We start from the raw sequence: 15,319 nt of genomic DNA on the forward strand, positions 1-15,319 counted from the left end.
TATTCCAAGGCTTCTTTCTATTTTGCTTTTCTAGGAAATATGGTATAATAAGGAGTAAAAATTTTAAAAGAAAGAAACGCTATGAACTTAAAAGATTACATTGCAAGTATTGAAAATTATCCACAAGAAGGAATTACATTCCGTGATATCAGCCCTTTGATGGCTAACGGAAATGCCTACAGCTACGCTGTTCGTGAAATTGTTCAATATGCTACTGACAAAAAGATCGATATGATCGTAGGGCCAGAAGCGCGTGGATTTATCGTTGGATGTCCAGTCGCTTTTGAGTTGGGAATTGGTTTTGCACCTGTACGTAAACCAGGAAAATTACCACGTGAAGTGATTTCAGCTGACTACGAAAAAGAATATGGTGTTGATACTTTGACCATGCACGCAGATGCTATCAAACCAGGTCAACGTGTTCTGATCGTAGATGACCTTTTGGCAACAGGTGGTACTGTTAAAGCAACGATTGAAATGGTTGAAAAATTAGGTGGTATCGTAGCTGGATGTGCCTTCTTGATTGAGCTTGATGAGCTTAAAGGCCGTGAAGCTATCGGAGATTACGACTATAAAGTACTCATGCATTATTAATGAAAAACAGTCCTTAGGGCTGTTTTCTCTTCATCTGCTATAAAAAAAGGCTATATCTAGTTAGAGAAAAACTATAATTGAAAACTATATCTTCTTACAGTATAATAAAAGGAAGGACTACCGTCAGCTGATTTTTTTATTTGGTGACTTCATGTTCATTTGAGCCAAGTATTGTTAGAGTAAGGAGATTTCCATGCCGATTCGAATTGATAAAAAATTACCAGCAGTTGAGATTTTACGAACGGAAAATATTTTCGTCATGGATGACCAGCGAGCGGCTCATCAGGATATTCGACCACTGAAAATTTTGATTTTAAACTTAATGCCACAGAAGATGGTTACAGAGGCTCAGCTTTTGCGACACTTGGCAAATACGCCACTACAGTTAGATATTGACTTTTTATATATGGAAAGTCACCAGTCGAAAACAACCCGTTCTGAGCATATGGAGACTTTTTATAAGACCTTCTCAGAAATCAAAGGTGATTATTTCGACGGATTGATTATCACAGGAGCTCCAGTTGAGCATCTTCCTTTCGAAGAAGTGGACTATTGGGAAGAATTTACCCAAGTAATCGATTGGTCTAAGACTCATGTTTTTTCAACACTACATATTTGTTGGGGTGCTCAAGCAGGCCTTTACTATCGATATGGTGTAGATAAACACCAGATGGTCCAAAAGCTTTCTGGAATTTATCCTCAGGATGTTTTAAAAGAAGGTCATCTTTTGTTGAGAGGATTTGATGATCTATACGTATCTCCTCATTCTCGTCATACAGAAGTCCTCAAAGAGGATATCTTGAATAAAACCAATTTAGAAATCTTGGCTTCAGGAAAAGAGGTGGGGATTTCTATCCTTGCAAGTCGCGATTTGAGAGAGGTTTATAGCTTTGGGCATTTGGAGTATGATCGTGATACGCTTGCGAAAGAATATTTTAGAGATCTAAATGTTGGTTTAGATCCACATATACCAGAAAATTATTTCAAAAATGATGATATTCATGAGCTTCCATGCATGCGTTGGAGTTCGTCTGCAGCCCTTTTTTTCAGTAACTGGGTCAATTATGCAGTTTATCAAGAAACGCCTTTTGAGTGGAAAAGTGCGGAAGAAGATGTGTCACATTTTGGATATTTATAAGAGGAATTATGACATATTTAGATGCTTTTAAATCAGGAAACTTAGTCTTACCGAGTGACTTGCTCTTACATTACAATCAACTATTCACGTCAAGCGATGATTTCTTAGTTTGGCAATTCTTTTACCTACAAAATACAACGGCTTTGGGTGAATTGTCCCCCAGTCAAATCGCTGAAAAAATTGGCAAAGAGGTCACTGAAGTCAATCAGGCTATTTCGCGATTGACTGATAAAGGCTTACTCCAATATCGCACGATTGAACTCAATGGAGAAATTGAAGTTATTTTCGACGCAACCCTTGCCTTGGAATGCCTAGACCAACTTTTTGAAAAACAAGCTCCAAACCAGGCACAACTTGCTCCAAATGATTTAAAGAGATTGGTAGATACTTTTCAGCAGGAACTAGGTCGTCTCTTGAGTCCCTTTGAAATTGAAGATTTGGAAAAGAGTTTAAAGGAAGACGGAACGAGTGCCGATGTGATAAAAGAAGCTCTACGTGAAGCTGTTTTGAATGGAAAACCAAACTGGAAATATATCCAAGCAATCCTACGAAACTGGCGACATGAGGGCATCCAGAGTGTAGCCCAGGTAGAGGCAAAACGTCAGGAAAGAGAAGCAACCAATCCTCAAAATGTTCAAGTTTCATCTGATTTTAAGAATGCCATGGATTTATGGAAGGACTAATATTTAAATTAAAAAAACTTGCCATCAGGCAAGTTTTTGTGCTTTTAATGAGTAAGTCCCCAAACACTGACTGATCGTTCAGCAACTGGGAAGTCACCGTATCCTTCAGTATTAATAGTGACTTGGCCTGAATGATTGCCAAGTAAATCAACAAAAGTTTGGTCAGCCCACTCTTGACCAACAAACATGGTTTTGTAATTCTCTTGAGCATTTGAGATAAGGATGGCAAGAGGTGATTGATTGTCTGCGCCTGAACGGACCCAACCGATACAATGTGGGTCATCAAAGTAGTCAGTCTGCTCTCCATAAGCTAAATCTTTTCGGATAGCTAGCAGACGGTCAAGAACTTCTTTAAAATCTTGCTGGGCAAATTGACCAGTGATACCGTAGTAGTCTCCATAAAAGACACATGGAAGGCCCTGTTCACGCAAAAGAATAAGAGCATAGGCTGCTGGTTTAAACCATTCTTCTACAGTAGATTCTAAAGCTTGACCTCGCTGAGTATCATGATTTTCAACAAAAGTCACAGCTCGTTCTGGATTGATTTGAACCAGACTATCATCAAATATAGTAGTCAAATCATAGTCAGCTCCAGCCTGACTTGCTTCAAAGAGGTTCATATGAAGGCGGACATCGACAAGGTCAAAGCGTTCTTCAATCTTTTCAAGATAATCTAGATTAGCTTCCTTATCTGGATTCCAGAATTCCCCAAAGACATAGAAGTCTTGCCCATACTTTTCTTTCATATCGCGAATGAAATTGCGCATAAAGAATGAGTCAATGTGCTTAACAGCATCTAAGCGGAAACCAGTTACACCAGTCGTTTCGATGAACCAATCAGCCCAATCGTAGATATTTTGTATCACTTCTGGATGCTTAAAATCTAGGTCGGCATACATGAGGTAGTCATAGTTACCATTTTCATTATCAACTAATTCTTCGTTGGCCCAGCCTTTGTTATCACCCTGAATCAGATAGATGCCAGACTTACGACGCTTGGCATCATAGTCAGTTCCCGTGAAATGGTACCAATGCCAGTGGAAATCGTTGTAAGTGTTTTGGCGGCCATCGAAAGTAAAGTTTGTCCAACCATTGATAGTGAAAGGGTCTCCTAGTTCAATCGTTCTATCTTCTGGATCAACTTCGATGACTTGGAAAGATTCCAAACGGTCTGCAGCTGCCTTATGATTGAGCACCACATCGGCCATGGGTTGGATCCCGTGAGATTTAAGTGTTTGAATAGCCTGAAGATAGTCTTCTTTGAAACCGTACTTGGTACGCACAGTTCCTTTTTGGTCGAATTCTCCGAGGTCAAAAAGGTCATAGACACCATAACCGACATCTCTTTCGTTGGTAGCTTTAAAGGCAGGTGGCATCCAGACGTGGCTAATTCCTAGATTTGCAAGGTGCTCAGCACTATCGGTAAGTCGCGTCCAGTGTTGTCCATCGTGGGGAAGGTACCACTCAAAATATTGCATTAGGGTTTGATTTTTCATAGAAAGTCCTCATACTTAAGAATTTGAGAATCATTTTACCACAAAGCCAAGGAATACGCAAACGTTTGCGCTATAAAATATACTCTAGACATTTTATGTCCATTTTTTACAAAAACCTTTTTAAAATTCGGAAGAGAGATACTATCTGATGGAAAAGAGTGATAAATAGTTTCAATTCCTATGGAATCAATGGAGAATCACTTTCTATTTTGTGAATTTTCAACAAATTTGATATAATTGTATCTATGAATAAAGTATTCGTCAGTCGGCGTGTCGAAAAAAAGCTCCGCAAAGGTCAGGTTCTTTTGGAAGAAGTTGATTTTCAAGACTTATCTGAAACTGATCAGGAAGTTGAACTTTTCAGCCAAAACAAAGAGTTTTTAGGGAAGGCTTATTTATCCCGACAAAATAAGGGGATTGGTTGGTTTGTAACCAACCAGAAAGTTTCTTTTAATCAAACCTTCTTTGAAAGCTTGTTTGAAAAAGCTAAACAAAAACGTTCTTCCTACTATCAAGATGAGTTGACAACTGCCTTTCGTTTGTTTAATCAAGAAGGCGATGGATTTGGTGGAATGACGCTGGATCTCTATGGAGATTATGTTGTCTTTTCTTGGTATAACTCCTATATCTTTGGAATTCGCCAAGAGATCATTGCAGCCTTCTCTCAGGTATTCCCGGAAGTCTTAGGTGCCTATGAAAAGATTCGCTTTAAAGGTCTAGACTATGAATCTGCCCATATCTATGGTCAAGAAGCAGCTGAATATTTCACTGTTCTCGAGAATGGAGTCTTGTACCAAGTCTTTATGAATGACGGCCTTATGACAGGGATTTTCTTGGATCAGCATGAAGTTCGTGGGAGCTTAGTTGATGGTTTAGCAATGGGGAAATCCTTGCTCAATATGTTTTCCTATACAGCAGCTTTCTCAGTCGCTGCAGCTATGGGGGGAGCTAGTGAAACAACCTCTGTAGACTTAGCAAAACGTTCAAGAGAACTATCAGAAGCTCATTTTCATGCCAACGGTTTGAGTCTAGACAATCATCGATTACTTGTCATGGATGTCTTTGAATACTTTAAATATGCTAAAAGAAAAGGTTTGAGCTATGATGTGATTGTTCTGGATCCGCCTAGCTTTGCCCGAAATAAAAAACAAACATTCTCTGTAGCTAAGGATTATCACAAGTTGATTTCCCAAAGCCTAGAGATTTTAAACCCAGGTGGAATCATTATCGCTAGTACCAATGCGGCTAATGTTTCCCGTCAAAAATTCACAGAACAAATCGACAAAGGATTTGCAGGTAGAAAGTATCAAGTTCTTCATAAATATGGACTTCCAGCAGACTTTGTCTACAATGAAAAAGATGAAAGTAGTAATTACCTCAAAGTGATTACCATGAAGGTTAGTAAATGAGATTAATTGTTTCTGTAATGCCAAGAAGTTTAGAGGAGGCTCAGGCTATTGATGTTATGCGGTATCATGATGCCGATATCATTGAGTGGCGAGCAGACTTTTTACCCAAGGAAGCTATTTTGCAGGTAGCGCCAGCTATTTTTGAAAAATTCGCTGGTCGTGAGCTTGTTTTTACCTTGCGTACTCGTGCTGAGGGTGGTCAAATTGAGCTCTCTTCAGAAGAATATGTTCAAATTATCAAGGAAGTAGCCCAGCTTTATCAACCAGATTATATTGATTTTGAATATTTTAGCTACAAAGATGTTTTTGAGGAAATGTTGGATTTTCCAAACCTTGTCTTGAGCTACCATAATTTCCAAGAAACACCTGAAAATCTGATGGAAATCTTGTCTGAGTTGACAAGTTTAAACCCTAAAGTTGTGAAAATCGCGGTTATGGCTCATACAGAACAAGATGTATTGGATTTGATGAACTTTACACGAGGATTTAAAACATTGAATCCTGAACAAGAATATGTAACAGTTTCTATGGGAAAAGTGGGCAAGGTCTCACGTATTACTTCGGATGTAACGGGTTCTAGTTGGTCTTTTGCAAGTCTGGACGAAGCCAGTGCTCCAGGGCAAATTTCTCTATCTAGTATGCAAAAAATTCGGGAGCTTTTAAATGAAGATTGATGGCTACACACGTTTAGCAGCTGTAGTCGCAAATCCCATCAAACATTCCATTTCTCCCTTCATTCACAATAGCGCTTTTGAAGCAACCAATACCAACGGTGTTTATCTAGCTTGGGAAGTAGAAGCTACTGATTTGGCAGAAACGGTTGCCAATATTCGTCGCTATCAGATGTTTGGAATCAATCTTTCTATGCCCTACAAGGAGCAAGTGATTCCTTATCTGGATCAGTTAAGCGAAGAAGCTCGTTTGATTGGTGCGGTCAATACAGTGGTGAATCGAGAAGGAACTTTAATCGGATATAACACAGATGGCAAGGGATTCTTTAAGAGCTTGCCTTCTTTTAAAATATCAGGGAAAAGAATGGTTTTGTTAGGAGCAGGCGGCGCAGCCAAGGCAATTTTGACACAGGCAATCTTGGATGGAGTCAGTCAGATTTCCGTCTTTGTACGCTCAGCCTCTCTTGAAAAAACAAGACCATATCTAAAAAAATTACAAATTGAAACAGGATTCAAAGTAGATTTATTTGCTTTAGAAGATAGTCAAAAGCTTCAAGATAGCATCACTCAAGCTGATCTCTTGGTAAATGCGACCAGTGTGGGTATGGATGGAACATCTCAGCCAATCCCAACAGGTATTGTTTTACCAAAGCAGCTTTTGGTAGCAGATGTCATTTATCAACCCTTTGAGACACCATTTCTAAATTGGGCAAGAAGTCAGGGTAATCACGCTTTTAATGGCTTAGGTATGTTGCTCTACCAAGCTGCAGAGGCATTTGAACTATGGACAGGAAAGGAAATGCCAATGGATGAAATTTTGCAGTCCTTAAGCGAAAAGTATCAGTAAAGAAAAGGAGACTACCATGAAAATTAAAGTAGACCTTCCTCATCATCCCTATGATATTTGGATTGAAAAAGGGTGTTTGTCTCAAGCAGGTCAATGGTTGCGAGAATTATGGCAACCTCAAAAAATCGTTATTATCACGGATAACCGTGTAGCTTCTCTTTATGCAGAAAGGGTCAAGTTGAGCTTAGAGGATGCTGGTTTTCAAGTGACTGTATTTGCTTTTCTAGAGGGTGAAGAGCGAAAAAATTTAACAACAGTTCAAAAAGCATATGAATTCTTAGTCAAACAGGATTTGACTCGTAGCGATGGTATTGTGGCTCTAGGTGGCGGTGTAGTTGGTGATTTGGCTGGCTTTGTAGCCTCAACCTATATGCGAGGTATTCACTTTGCCCAAATTCCGACCAGTTTGACGGCTCAGGTGGACTCTTCAATTGGTGGTAAGACAGGGGTGAATACACCTTTTGCTAAGAATATGGTAGGAACTTTTGCTCAACCAGATGGTGTTTTGATTGACCCAACCGTTCTTGAAACCTTAGGGAAGAGAGAATTGATTGAAGGAATGGGTGAAGTCATCAAGTATGGATTAATCGAAGATCCAGAACTTTGGGACCTATTATCTGAAATGGATGGTTCCGTAGAAAGTATTTTAGAGCATTCAGAAAGTTTGATTGAGCATTCTTGTCAGGTGAAGCGCAAGATGGTAGTTGAGGACGAGTTGGACAATGGCATTCGTTTATATCTCAACTTTGGTCACACAATTGGCCATGCTATTGAAGCAACTGCTGGTTACGGAAAAGTCATGCACGGTGAGGCAGTAGCTATGGGAATGGTTCAGGTCTCTAAGGTGGCAGAAGAAAAAGGACTCATGCCAGCTGGAATAACTCAGTCTATCCGAGAGATGTGTCAGAAGTTTGGTCTTCCAGTTGAGTATGAAAACTGGGATCTTGATAAGCTCTATCAGGCTTTGACTCATGACAAAAAAGCACGTGGGAATACCTTGAAGTTAGTCTTGGTACCAGAGCTTGGTTCAGCAACGATTCACCCCGTTTCTCTCGAAGAAATGAAAGATTACTTGGTAAAATAAGGAGAGTGTATGAGATATTTAACAGCGGGAGAATCACATGGCCCTCGTCTGACAGCAATTATTGAAGGAATTCCCGCAGGTCTTCCTTTAACTGCAGAAGATATCAATGAGGATCTTAAACGTCGCCAAGGTGGTTATGGTCGTGGTGGACGCATGAAGATTGAGAGCGATCAGGTCGTCTTTACTTCTGGCGTTCGCCATGGTAAGACGACGGGGGCTCCTATTACCATGGATGTCATTAATAAAGACCATCAAAAATGGCTAGATATCATGTCTGCCGAGGATATTGATGACAAACTTAAAAGTAAACGAAAAATTACACATCCTCGCCCAGGTCACGCAGACTTGGTTGGGGGCATCAAATACCGCTTTGATGATTTGAGAAATTCCCTGGAACGTTCATCTGCCCGTGAAACGACTATGCGGGTAGCAGTTGGGGCTGTGGCTAAACGCCTATTGGCTGAGCTTAATATTGAAGTTGCCAACCATGTTGTTGTCTTTGGTGGTAAGGAAATCGATGTTCCAGAAAACTTAACAGTCGCAGAGATTAAGAAACTGGCTGCCCAGTCAGAAGTTTCTATCGTTAACCAAGAGCGTGAGCAGGAAATCAAGGACTATATTGACCAAATTAAACGTGACGGAGATACCATCGGTGGTGTTGTTGAAACGGTTGTAGGTGGTGTACCAGTAGGACTTGGTTCATACGTCCAATGGGATCGAAAACTAGATGCTAGACTAGCTCAAGCGGTTGTCTCAATCAATGCCTTTAAGGGCGTAGAGTTTGGACTTGGTTTTAAGGCAGGTTATCTCACGGGTAGCCAAGTCATGGATGAAATCCTTTGGTCACAAGAAGACGGCTATACTCGTCGTACTAATAATCTTGGAGGTTTCGAAGGTGGGATGACCAATGGTCAACCAATTGTTGTCCGTGGGGTTATGAAACCAATTCCGACTCTTTATAAGCCATTGATGAGTGTTGATATCGAAACTCATGAGCCTTATAAAGCAACAGTGGAGAGAAGTGATCCAACCGCTCTTCCAGCAGCAGGTGTAGTCATGGAAGCAGTCGTAGCAACGGTCTTAGCTCAAGAAATCCTTGAGAAATTCTCTTCTGATAATTTGGAAGAACTAAAAGAAGCTGTTGCAAAACATCGGGAATATACAAAGAATTATTAAGGAGTTCTTATGGCAAAAACCATCTATATCGCAGGTCTGGGTTTGATTGGTGCTTCCATGGCGCTTGGAATCAAGCGGGATCATCCTGATTATGAAATTTTAGGATACAATCGCAGTCAAGCTTCTAGAGATATTGCCTTGGAGCGAGGAATGATTGATCGTGCGACGGATGATTTTGCCAGTTTTGCTCCACTTGCGGATATTATTATTTTGACACTTCCTATCCAGCAGACTCTTGATTTTATCAAGAAGTTGGCAACCTTGAATTTAAAAAAAGGAGTTCTTGTCTCGGATGCTGGATCGACCAAGTCAGCTATCGTGGCTACAGCAGAGAAGTATTTTACTAATAAGTCTGTTCGCTTTGTTGGAGCGCATCCTATGGCAGGGAGCCACAAGACAGGAGCGGCGTCTGCCGATGTCAACCTTTTTGAAAATGCCTACTATATCTTTACGCCTTCAAGTCTGACGACACCAGATACGCTTGAAGAAATGAAAGACTTGCTGTCAGGTCTTCATGCTCGTTTCATTGAAATTGATGCTGAAGAACATGACCGAGTGACGTCTCAGATTAGTCATTTTCCACATATTTTAGCATCAGGTTTGATGGGGCAAACTGCAAGTTATGCTGAAGAGCATGAAATGGCGCGGCGCTTTGCGGCCGGTGGATTTCGAGATATGACTCGGATTGCTGAAAGTGAGCCTGGTATGTGGACTTCTATCCTCTTATCAAATCGAGAGACCATTATGGAACGCATCGAGGATTTCAAGGGGCGTTTGGACGAGATTGAGCAAGCTATCAGCAAGGGTGATGAAAACCAAATTTGGAACTTTTTTAATCAAGCGCGTGAGCAACGTCAAGCTATGGAAATCCATAAACGTGGAGGAGTAGATAGCTCATATGATCTCTATATAGACGTTCCCGATGAGGAAGATGTGATTTTACGCATCTTGGAACTGCTACGAGGGACTTCCTTGGTCAATATCCATGTAAATGAAGATAATCGAGAGGATGTGCACGGGATTCTGCAAATTTCCTTTAAGAATGCTCAGGATTTAAAACGTGCTGAGCGCTTAATTACAGAAAATACAGATTACACAGTCGTTATCAAATAAGGAGGACAATCATGTCAAATAGGGGAATTAAATCTGTATTAGGTATTATCTTTATAACTGTCATGTTACTTAGTGGATGTGCTATTAAAAATGGCCATAAAAAAAGTTCAGATGTTAATGTTGATACGACAACTGTCAAGGTTGATGAGACAACAGAGAGTTCAAAAAATGAATCAAGTGTTGAGAAAAAGACTCCTAAATTTGCAGATGATAAAGTTGTAAATGATTTTATCAATAACTATAACGACATTTCTAATAGTCCATTAGAAAATATCAAAAAAGGAAATATAAAAATAAAATACTTCGCAACAAGCTACGGTTATTACTTGGAACTTTTACATGCAAATGATACTGATAAAATTAATGTAACAATTAATCAAACAAATGAAAATAGTTCATCGGGTGTAGCAGGGATGAAAGAAGTATTTCATGATATTGTTAAATCGATTGAATCATCCTTATCTGATGATGATATAAATAACTTTTTTGATAAACTTATATCAAATGAAATAAAAACAGGTTCTAATTTAGGAACTTTGAAGATAGACTATATACCAGATAAGGAATTAAGCAATGGACATTCAAGAGGTCATATAAAAGTAATTGCACAACAATAAAAATTACAGAGTGACTAGTAATTTTATAAGAAAAGAATAAGGAGGACAATCATGTCAAATATTTATGATAGTGCAAATGCACTCAGTCGTGGGCTACGTGAGTTGCCTGAATACAAGGCTGTTAAAGAAGCTAGAGATGCCATCCAAGCAGATGCAGAAGCTAGCAAAATTTTTGCGGATTATATTGCTTTTCAGCAAGAACTTCAAACGCTGGCACAAACAGGACAAATGCCTGATGCTTCATTCCAAGAAAAAATGGAAAGCTTTGGTAAGCAGATTCAAGGGAACTCTCTTTTGTCAGCATTCTTTGCCAAACAACAACAACTTTCTATTTACCTATCTGATATCGAAAAGATTGTATTTGAGCCAATTTCAGAACTTTTAAAATAAGAATTTACCTCATAAAGTCAGGAATTTTTAAGAAATTTCTGACTTTTTATGATAAAATAAGAAAAAGTATTGCAAGTATGAGGTCCTGTATGAAATTAAAAACAAACATTGACCATTTGAATGGTAGTATTCGAGTACCAGGGGATAAGTCCATCAGTCATCGCTCTATCATTTTTGGGAGTTTGGCTGAGGGTGAGACTAAAGTTTATGATATCTTGCGTGGTGAAGATGTCTTGTCAACCATGCAGGTATTTCGTGACCTCGGCGTAGAGATTGAGGACAAAGACGGTGCCGTTACCATTCAAGGTGTTGGGCTGGATGGATTGAAAGCCCCTCAGAAAGCTCTGGATATGGGGAATTCTGGGACCTCTATTCGTTTAATTTCAGGCATCCTTGCTGGTACAGACTTTGAAGTAGAAATGTTTGGAGATGACAGTCTTTCTAAACGCCCTATGGACCGTGTGACTCTTCCTTTGAAAAAAATGGGAGTCAGCATTTCAGGTCAAACAGAGCGAGACTTGCCACCGTTGCACTTAAAGGGTACAAAAAACTTAAAACCTATTCATTATGAATTGCCAATCGCCTCTGCTCAAGTCAAGTCAGCCTTGATTTTTGCGGCTTTGCAGGCTCAAGGACAGTCAGTCATCATTGAGAAAGAGTGCACTCGTAACCACACAGAAGATATGCTGCGTCAATTTGGTGGAGACTTAAGTGTCGATGGTAAGAAAATCACTGTTCAAGGGCCACAGAAACTTAGTGGACAAACGGTTGTCGTACCAGGAGATATTTCTAGTGCAGCCTTTTGGTTAGTAGCAGGTTTGATTGTGCCAAATTCTCGAGTTGTACTTAAGAATGTCGGTATTAACGAAACTCGTACAGGGATTATTGATGTTATCCGAGCTATGGGCGGGAAATTAGAGATTACTGATATGGATCCAATTGCTAAATCTGCAACCTTGACTGTCGAGACTTCAGAACTAAACAGGATAGAAATTGGTGGAGCCCTGATTCCACGTTTAATTGATGAATTGCCGATTATCGCGCTCCTTGCTACCCAAGCTCAAGGTCAAACAGTTATCAAAGATGCAGAAGAACTCAAGGTAAAAGAAACGGACCGCATTCAAGTTGTCGCAGATGCTTTAAATAGCATGGGAGCAACTATTACTCCTACAGCAGACGGCATGATTATCAAAGGGAAATCTGTCCTTCATGGAGCCAGAGTCAACACCTTTGGAGACCACCGTATCGGTATGATGACAGCCATTGCAGCTCTCTTAGTTGCAGATGGAGAGGTCGAATTGGACCGTGCAGAAGCTATTAACACAAGCTACCCAAGCTTCTTTGATGATTTGGAGACTTTGATTCATGGCTAAGGTTTTACTAGGTTTTATGGGTTCAGGAAAAACTACTATTGCTAGAAAGCTGGATTCTGACTTCGTAGATATGGATGCCTTGCTGAAAGAACGTCTGGGGATGTCGATTGCTCGTTTCTTTGAAGAAAATGGAGAGGCAGCCTTCCGCCAGCTAGAAGAAGAAGTCCTAGCTGAACTGCTGAAGACAGATCAAGTTATTTCTACAGGCGGAGGAATAGTTATTTCGCCACGCAATCGTGTCTTGCTCAAGAAAAATCCAGACAACATCTACCTAAAAGCGGATTTTGAGACCCTGTACCAGCGAATTTCAGCTGATAAAGGCAATCAACGCCCGCTATTTCTAAACAATAGCAAGGAAGATTTGGCTGCGATTTTTAATCAAAGACAGGCCTGGTATGAGGAAGTAGCAAGTCAGATTGTAGATGTATCAAGATTAAGCCCAGAGGAAATTATAGAGGAATTGACATGAAAATTGCCTATCTAGGTCCCAAAGGATCTTTTTCGCACCATGTGGTGCAAACGGCTTTTCCTCATGAGGAGCTAGAGCCTTTTTCAAATATTACAGACGTTATCAAGGCCTATGAACAAGGTTTGGTAGACTATTCAGTAGTGCCAGTTGAAAATTCCATTGAAGGTAGTGTTCATGAAACCTTGGACTATCTTTTCCATCAGGCTCGCATTCAAGCTGTGGCTGAGATTGTGCAGCCAATTCATCAACAGCTGATGGCAGTACCAGGACAGTCTAAATTCAAGAAAATATTTTCTCATCCACAGGCATTGGCTCAAGGTAAGAAATTTATCGATGAACATTTTCCAGATGCTCAATTAGAAGTCACTGCAAGTACTGCCTACGCTGCGCGCTATGTTTCTGAGCATCCTAATCAACCATTTGCGGCCATTGCCCCAAAAAGTTCTGCTGAGGAATATGGACTAGAATTGGTCGCTCAAGATATTCAGGAAATGGAAGCTAATTTCACTCGTTTCTGGGTTTTGGGACCTAACTTACCCCAAATCCCTTTGGATGCAGATACTGAAAAGATGAGTTTAGCCTTGACCTTGCCAGATAATCTTCCAGGAGCATTATATAAGGCGCTTTCCACCTTTGCCTGGCGCGGTATTGACCTGACTAAGATTGAGAGTCGTCCGCTCAAAACAGCCTTAGGTGAGTATTTCTTTATTATTGATGTAGATTATTCAGAAAAAGAATTGGTGCATTTTGCACAAAAAGAATTAGAAGCCATTGGAATTCACTATAAAACATTGGGGGCCTATCCCATCTATATGATAAAAGATCAAGGAAGGAGAGCATATGAGTAAAGAAAATCCTCTCAGCCATCACGAAAAACTACGTTATGACTATCTCTTAAAAAATATCTACTATCTAAATGATAAAGAAAAGAGAGAGTTTGCTTTTTTACAAGATAAGTTAGAAGGTAAACGAGAAGAGAGTTCAGCTGCTGAAGAAAAAGAAGAAATTCAAGAATATACTAACTCTAACACAGGCCTTCCAAGTTATACAAATCGTAGTCGTGCCAATCGACGTACTGGTCAACTTCAACCAAAAGCTAAAATTCAAGATAAAAAGAAACCTAAGACAAAAAGAGTTTTTCATTTTAAGCGGATCCTTGCTTGGCTAGGAATGATTTTGCTTGTCGCAGCATTAGGAATGCTTTTCATGTTCTTGAAAGGGTTCCAATCAGCGAATCCGAACAGCTCAAATGGGGTAAAAGATGCTAAAGCCGCTCAGGTTGAAGTCTTCAATGGACAGGATACACGAGACGGAGTGAATATTCTTATTTTGGGAACGGATGGCCGTATTGGACAGAATAGTGCCGAAACTCGGACAGATTCCATCATGGTTCTTAATGTTAGTGGTAAAGATAAAAAGCTTAAACTAGTTAGCTTTATGCGGGATAACCTCGTTTATATTGATGGTTATAGCCAAGTCATTAACGGCCAAAAACAAGCTGACCATAAATTAAACTTGGCCTACGAATTGGGTGAACAAGAAGGAAAAAAAGGGGCTGAGATGGTACGTAAAGTCCTTAAAGATAATTTTGATTTAGATATCAAATATTATGCCCTTGTAGATTTCCAAGCCTTTGCGACTGCAATTGACACGCTTTTCCCAGATGGTGTTACGATTGATGCTCAATTTTCAACATTAAACGGAGCTCCAGTGACAGCTGCAGAAGTTGGAGATGATTTGCATGAAAAAGATGGTGAATCACCTACCCAAATCATTCGTAGTGGTACACAGCAGATGAACGGCTCAACTCTTCTAAATTATGCTCGTTTTCGTGATGATGACGAAGGAGATTATGGGCGTACACGTAGACAGCAACAAGTCATGACAGCTGTTTTACAGCAGATTAAGGATCCTACAAAACTTTTTACAGGTTCAGAAGCGCTAGGGAAAGTATTTGGTATGACCTCTACAAACCTTCCATATACCTTCTTATTGACCAATGGATTATCCGTCCTTGAAGGAGGTCAAAATGGTATTGAAAAACTAACAATACCAGAGCTTGGAGACTGGGTAGACGATTACGATGTCTATGGAGGCCAAGCTCTTCGAGTGAATCAAAAAGCCTACCAGAACAAGTTAGCCCAAATGGGATTTAGATAATAAGTAGCAAATCAGTCAAAGCTTGAAGCATCAAAAAATGGGTGCCTCGAGCTTTGATTTTTAACATTATCAGATGGATTTTTTGACCATTTTTTGGTA

General features: G+C 40.0%; 16 protein-coding genes. 15 read left to right on the forward strand and 1 reads right to left on the reverse strand.

Translation table 11 applies throughout. The annotated features are described in order from the left end of the window. Nucleotides 1-81 precede the first annotated feature (81 nt). From HMPREF3237_RS06875 to HMPREF3237_RS06885, 3 genes are all read left to right on the forward strand, one after another. The gene (locus HMPREF3237_RS06875; protein WP_070889294.1) at nt 82-594 is read left to right on the forward strand and encodes an adenine phosphoribosyltransferase; all 513 of its coding nucleotides are present in this window, start codon (nt 82-84) and stop codon (nt 592-594) included. Between the two features lie 193 nt (nt 595-787). Then, a complete protein-coding gene (metA, locus tag HMPREF3237_RS06880) occupies nt 788-1,732 on the forward strand; it encodes a homoserine O-acetyltransferase MetA (RefSeq protein ID WP_070889295.1) in 945 nt (314 codons plus the stop codon). A gap of 8 nt (nt 1,733-1,740) precedes the next feature. Beyond that, nucleotides 1,741-2,415 (forward strand): DnaD domain-containing protein, encoded by a 675-nt coding sequence (locus HMPREF3237_RS06885; RefSeq protein WP_070889296.1) that lies wholly within the window; start codon nt 1,741-1,743, stop codon nt 2,413-2,415. 44 nt (nt 2,416-2,459) lie between these two features. Here the strand turns inward: HMPREF3237_RS06885 and HMPREF3237_RS06890 are convergent, their stop codons facing one another. Continuing rightward, nucleotides 2,460-3,911 (reverse strand): alpha-amylase, encoded by a 1,452-nt coding sequence (locus HMPREF3237_RS06890; RefSeq protein ID WP_070889297.1) that lies wholly within the window; start codon nt 3,909-3,911, stop codon nt 2,460-2,462. A 245-nt stretch (nt 3,912-4,156) separates the two neighbouring features. Here HMPREF3237_RS06890 and HMPREF3237_RS06895 point away from each other — a divergent pair, with 245 nt between their 5' ends. From HMPREF3237_RS06895 to HMPREF3237_RS06950, 12 genes are all read left to right on the forward strand, one after another. Further along, nucleotides 4,157-5,320: a class I SAM-dependent rRNA methyltransferase gene (locus HMPREF3237_RS06895; protein ID WP_070889298.1), complete on the forward strand. Its 1,164-nt coding sequence runs from the start codon at nt 4,157-4,159 to the stop codon at nt 5,318-5,320. Continuing rightward, a complete protein-coding gene (gene aroD / locus HMPREF3237_RS06900; protein ID WP_006145175.1) occupies nt 5,317-5,994 on the forward strand; it encodes a type I 3-dehydroquinate dehydratase in 678 nt (225 codons plus the stop codon). The genes HMPREF3237_RS06895 and aroD overlap by 4 nt, the downstream gene beginning before the upstream one ends. Next, nucleotides 5,984-6,838 (forward strand): shikimate dehydrogenase, encoded by an 855-nt coding sequence (locus tag HMPREF3237_RS06905; protein WP_070889299.1) that lies wholly within the window; start codon nt 5,984-5,986, stop codon nt 6,836-6,838. The genes aroD and HMPREF3237_RS06905 overlap by 11 nt, the downstream gene beginning before the upstream one ends. 16 nt (nt 6,839-6,854) lie before the next feature. Continuing rightward, nucleotides 6,855-7,922, forward strand: a complete 1,068-nt coding sequence (aroB, locus tag HMPREF3237_RS06910; RefSeq protein WP_070889300.1) for a 3-dehydroquinate synthase — start codon at nt 6,855-6,857, stop codon at nt 7,920-7,922. Between the two features lie 9 nt (nt 7,923-7,931). Further along, nucleotides 7,932-9,098, forward strand: coding sequence for a chorismate synthase (gene aroC / locus HMPREF3237_RS06915; RefSeq protein WP_070889301.1), 1,167 nt, complete (start codon nt 7,932-7,934; stop codon nt 9,096-9,098). Nucleotides 9,099-9,107: 9 nt separating this feature from the next. Further along, on the forward strand, nt 9,108-10,211 hold the full coding sequence (locus HMPREF3237_RS06920) for a prephenate dehydrogenase (RefSeq protein WP_070889302.1): 1,104 nt from the start codon (nt 9,108-9,110) through the stop codon (nt 10,209-10,211). A gap of 11 nt (nt 10,212-10,222) precedes the next feature. Then, a complete protein-coding gene (locus tag HMPREF3237_RS06925) occupies nt 10,223-10,828 on the forward strand; it encodes a hypothetical protein (protein ID WP_006148060.1) in 606 nt (201 codons plus the stop codon). Nucleotides 10,829-10,879: 51 nt separating this feature from the next. Further along, the gene (locus HMPREF3237_RS06930) at nt 10,880-11,218 is read left to right on the forward strand and encodes a YlbF/YmcA family competence regulator (RefSeq protein ID WP_006145180.1); all 339 of its coding nucleotides are present in this window, start codon (nt 10,880-10,882) and stop codon (nt 11,216-11,218) included. Between the two features lie 89 nt (nt 11,219-11,307). Beyond that, the gene (gene aroA, locus HMPREF3237_RS06935; protein ID WP_070889303.1) at nt 11,308-12,591 is read left to right on the forward strand and encodes a 3-phosphoshikimate 1-carboxyvinyltransferase; all 1,284 of its coding nucleotides are present in this window, start codon (nt 11,308-11,310) and stop codon (nt 12,589-12,591) included. Continuing rightward, nucleotides 12,584-13,060 carry a shikimate kinase gene (locus HMPREF3237_RS06940; RefSeq protein WP_006145182.1) on the forward strand — a complete coding sequence of 159 codons (477 nt, stop codon included), beginning with the start codon at nt 12,584-12,586 and terminating at the stop codon, nt 13,058-13,060. Before aroA ends, HMPREF3237_RS06940 begins: the two co-directional genes overlap by 8 nt. Beyond that, complete coding sequence (gene pheA / locus HMPREF3237_RS06945) at nt 13,057-13,908, forward strand: prephenate dehydratase (protein WP_070889304.1); 852 nt, start codon at nt 13,057-13,059, stop codon at nt 13,906-13,908. Before HMPREF3237_RS06940 ends, pheA begins: the two co-directional genes overlap by 4 nt. Next, nucleotides 13,901-15,220 carry an LCP family protein gene (locus HMPREF3237_RS06950; protein ID WP_070889305.1) on the forward strand — a complete coding sequence of 440 codons (1,320 nt, stop codon included), beginning with the start codon at nt 13,901-13,903 and terminating at the stop codon, nt 15,218-15,220. The genes pheA and HMPREF3237_RS06950 overlap by 8 nt, the downstream gene beginning before the upstream one ends. Nucleotides 15,221-15,319: the final 99 nt, after the last annotated feature.

It is taken from the genome of Streptococcus sp. HMSC34B10 (assembly GCF_001839505.1).
Lineage (GTDB): Bacteria > Bacillota > Bacilli > Lactobacillales > Streptococcaceae > Streptococcus > Streptococcus peroris.

Bases quoted from the DNA above. Each gene is read 5' to 3' on its own strand.
- HMPREF3237_RS06875 (WP_070889294.1), top strand. From the start codon at position 82: ATGAACTTAAAAGATTACATTGCAAGTATTGAAAATTATCCACAAGAA.
- metA (WP_070889295.1), top strand. From the start codon at position 788: ATGCCGATTCGAATTGATAAAAAATTACCAGCAGTTGAGATTTTACGA.
- HMPREF3237_RS06885 (WP_070889296.1), top strand. From the start codon at position 1,741: ATGACATATTTAGATGCTTTTAAATCAGGAAACTTAGTCTTACCGAGT.
- HMPREF3237_RS06890 (WP_070889297.1), bottom strand. From the start codon at position 3,911: ATGAAAAATCAAACCCTAATGCAATATTTTGAGTGGTACCTTCCCCAC.
- HMPREF3237_RS06895 (WP_070889298.1), top strand. From the start codon at position 4,157: ATGAATAAAGTATTCGTCAGTCGGCGTGTCGAAAAAAAGCTCCGCAAA.
- aroD (WP_006145175.1), top strand. From the start codon at position 5,317: ATGAGATTAATTGTTTCTGTAATGCCAAGAAGTTTAGAGGAGGCTCAG.
- HMPREF3237_RS06905 (WP_070889299.1), top strand. From the start codon at position 5,984: ATGAAGATTGATGGCTACACACGTTTAGCAGCTGTAGTCGCAAATCCC.
- aroB (WP_070889300.1), top strand. From the start codon at position 6,855: ATGAAAATTAAAGTAGACCTTCCTCATCATCCCTATGATATTTGGATT.
- aroC (WP_070889301.1), top strand. From the start codon at position 7,932: ATGAGATATTTAACAGCGGGAGAATCACATGGCCCTCGTCTGACAGCA.
- HMPREF3237_RS06920 (WP_070889302.1), top strand. From the start codon at position 9,108: ATGGCAAAAACCATCTATATCGCAGGTCTGGGTTTGATTGGTGCTTCC.
- HMPREF3237_RS06925 (WP_006148060.1), top strand. From the start codon at position 10,223: ATGTCAAATAGGGGAATTAAATCTGTATTAGGTATTATCTTTATAACT.
- HMPREF3237_RS06930 (WP_006145180.1), top strand. From the start codon at position 10,880: ATGTCAAATATTTATGATAGTGCAAATGCACTCAGTCGTGGGCTACGT.
- aroA (WP_070889303.1), top strand. From the start codon at position 11,308: ATGAAATTAAAAACAAACATTGACCATTTGAATGGTAGTATTCGAGTA.
- HMPREF3237_RS06940 (WP_006145182.1), top strand. From the start codon at position 12,584: ATGGCTAAGGTTTTACTAGGTTTTATGGGTTCAGGAAAAACTACTATT.
- pheA (WP_070889304.1), top strand. From the start codon at position 13,057: ATGAAAATTGCCTATCTAGGTCCCAAAGGATCTTTTTCGCACCATGTG.
- HMPREF3237_RS06950 (WP_070889305.1), top strand. From the start codon at position 13,901: ATGAGTAAAGAAAATCCTCTCAGCCATCACGAAAAACTACGTTATGAC.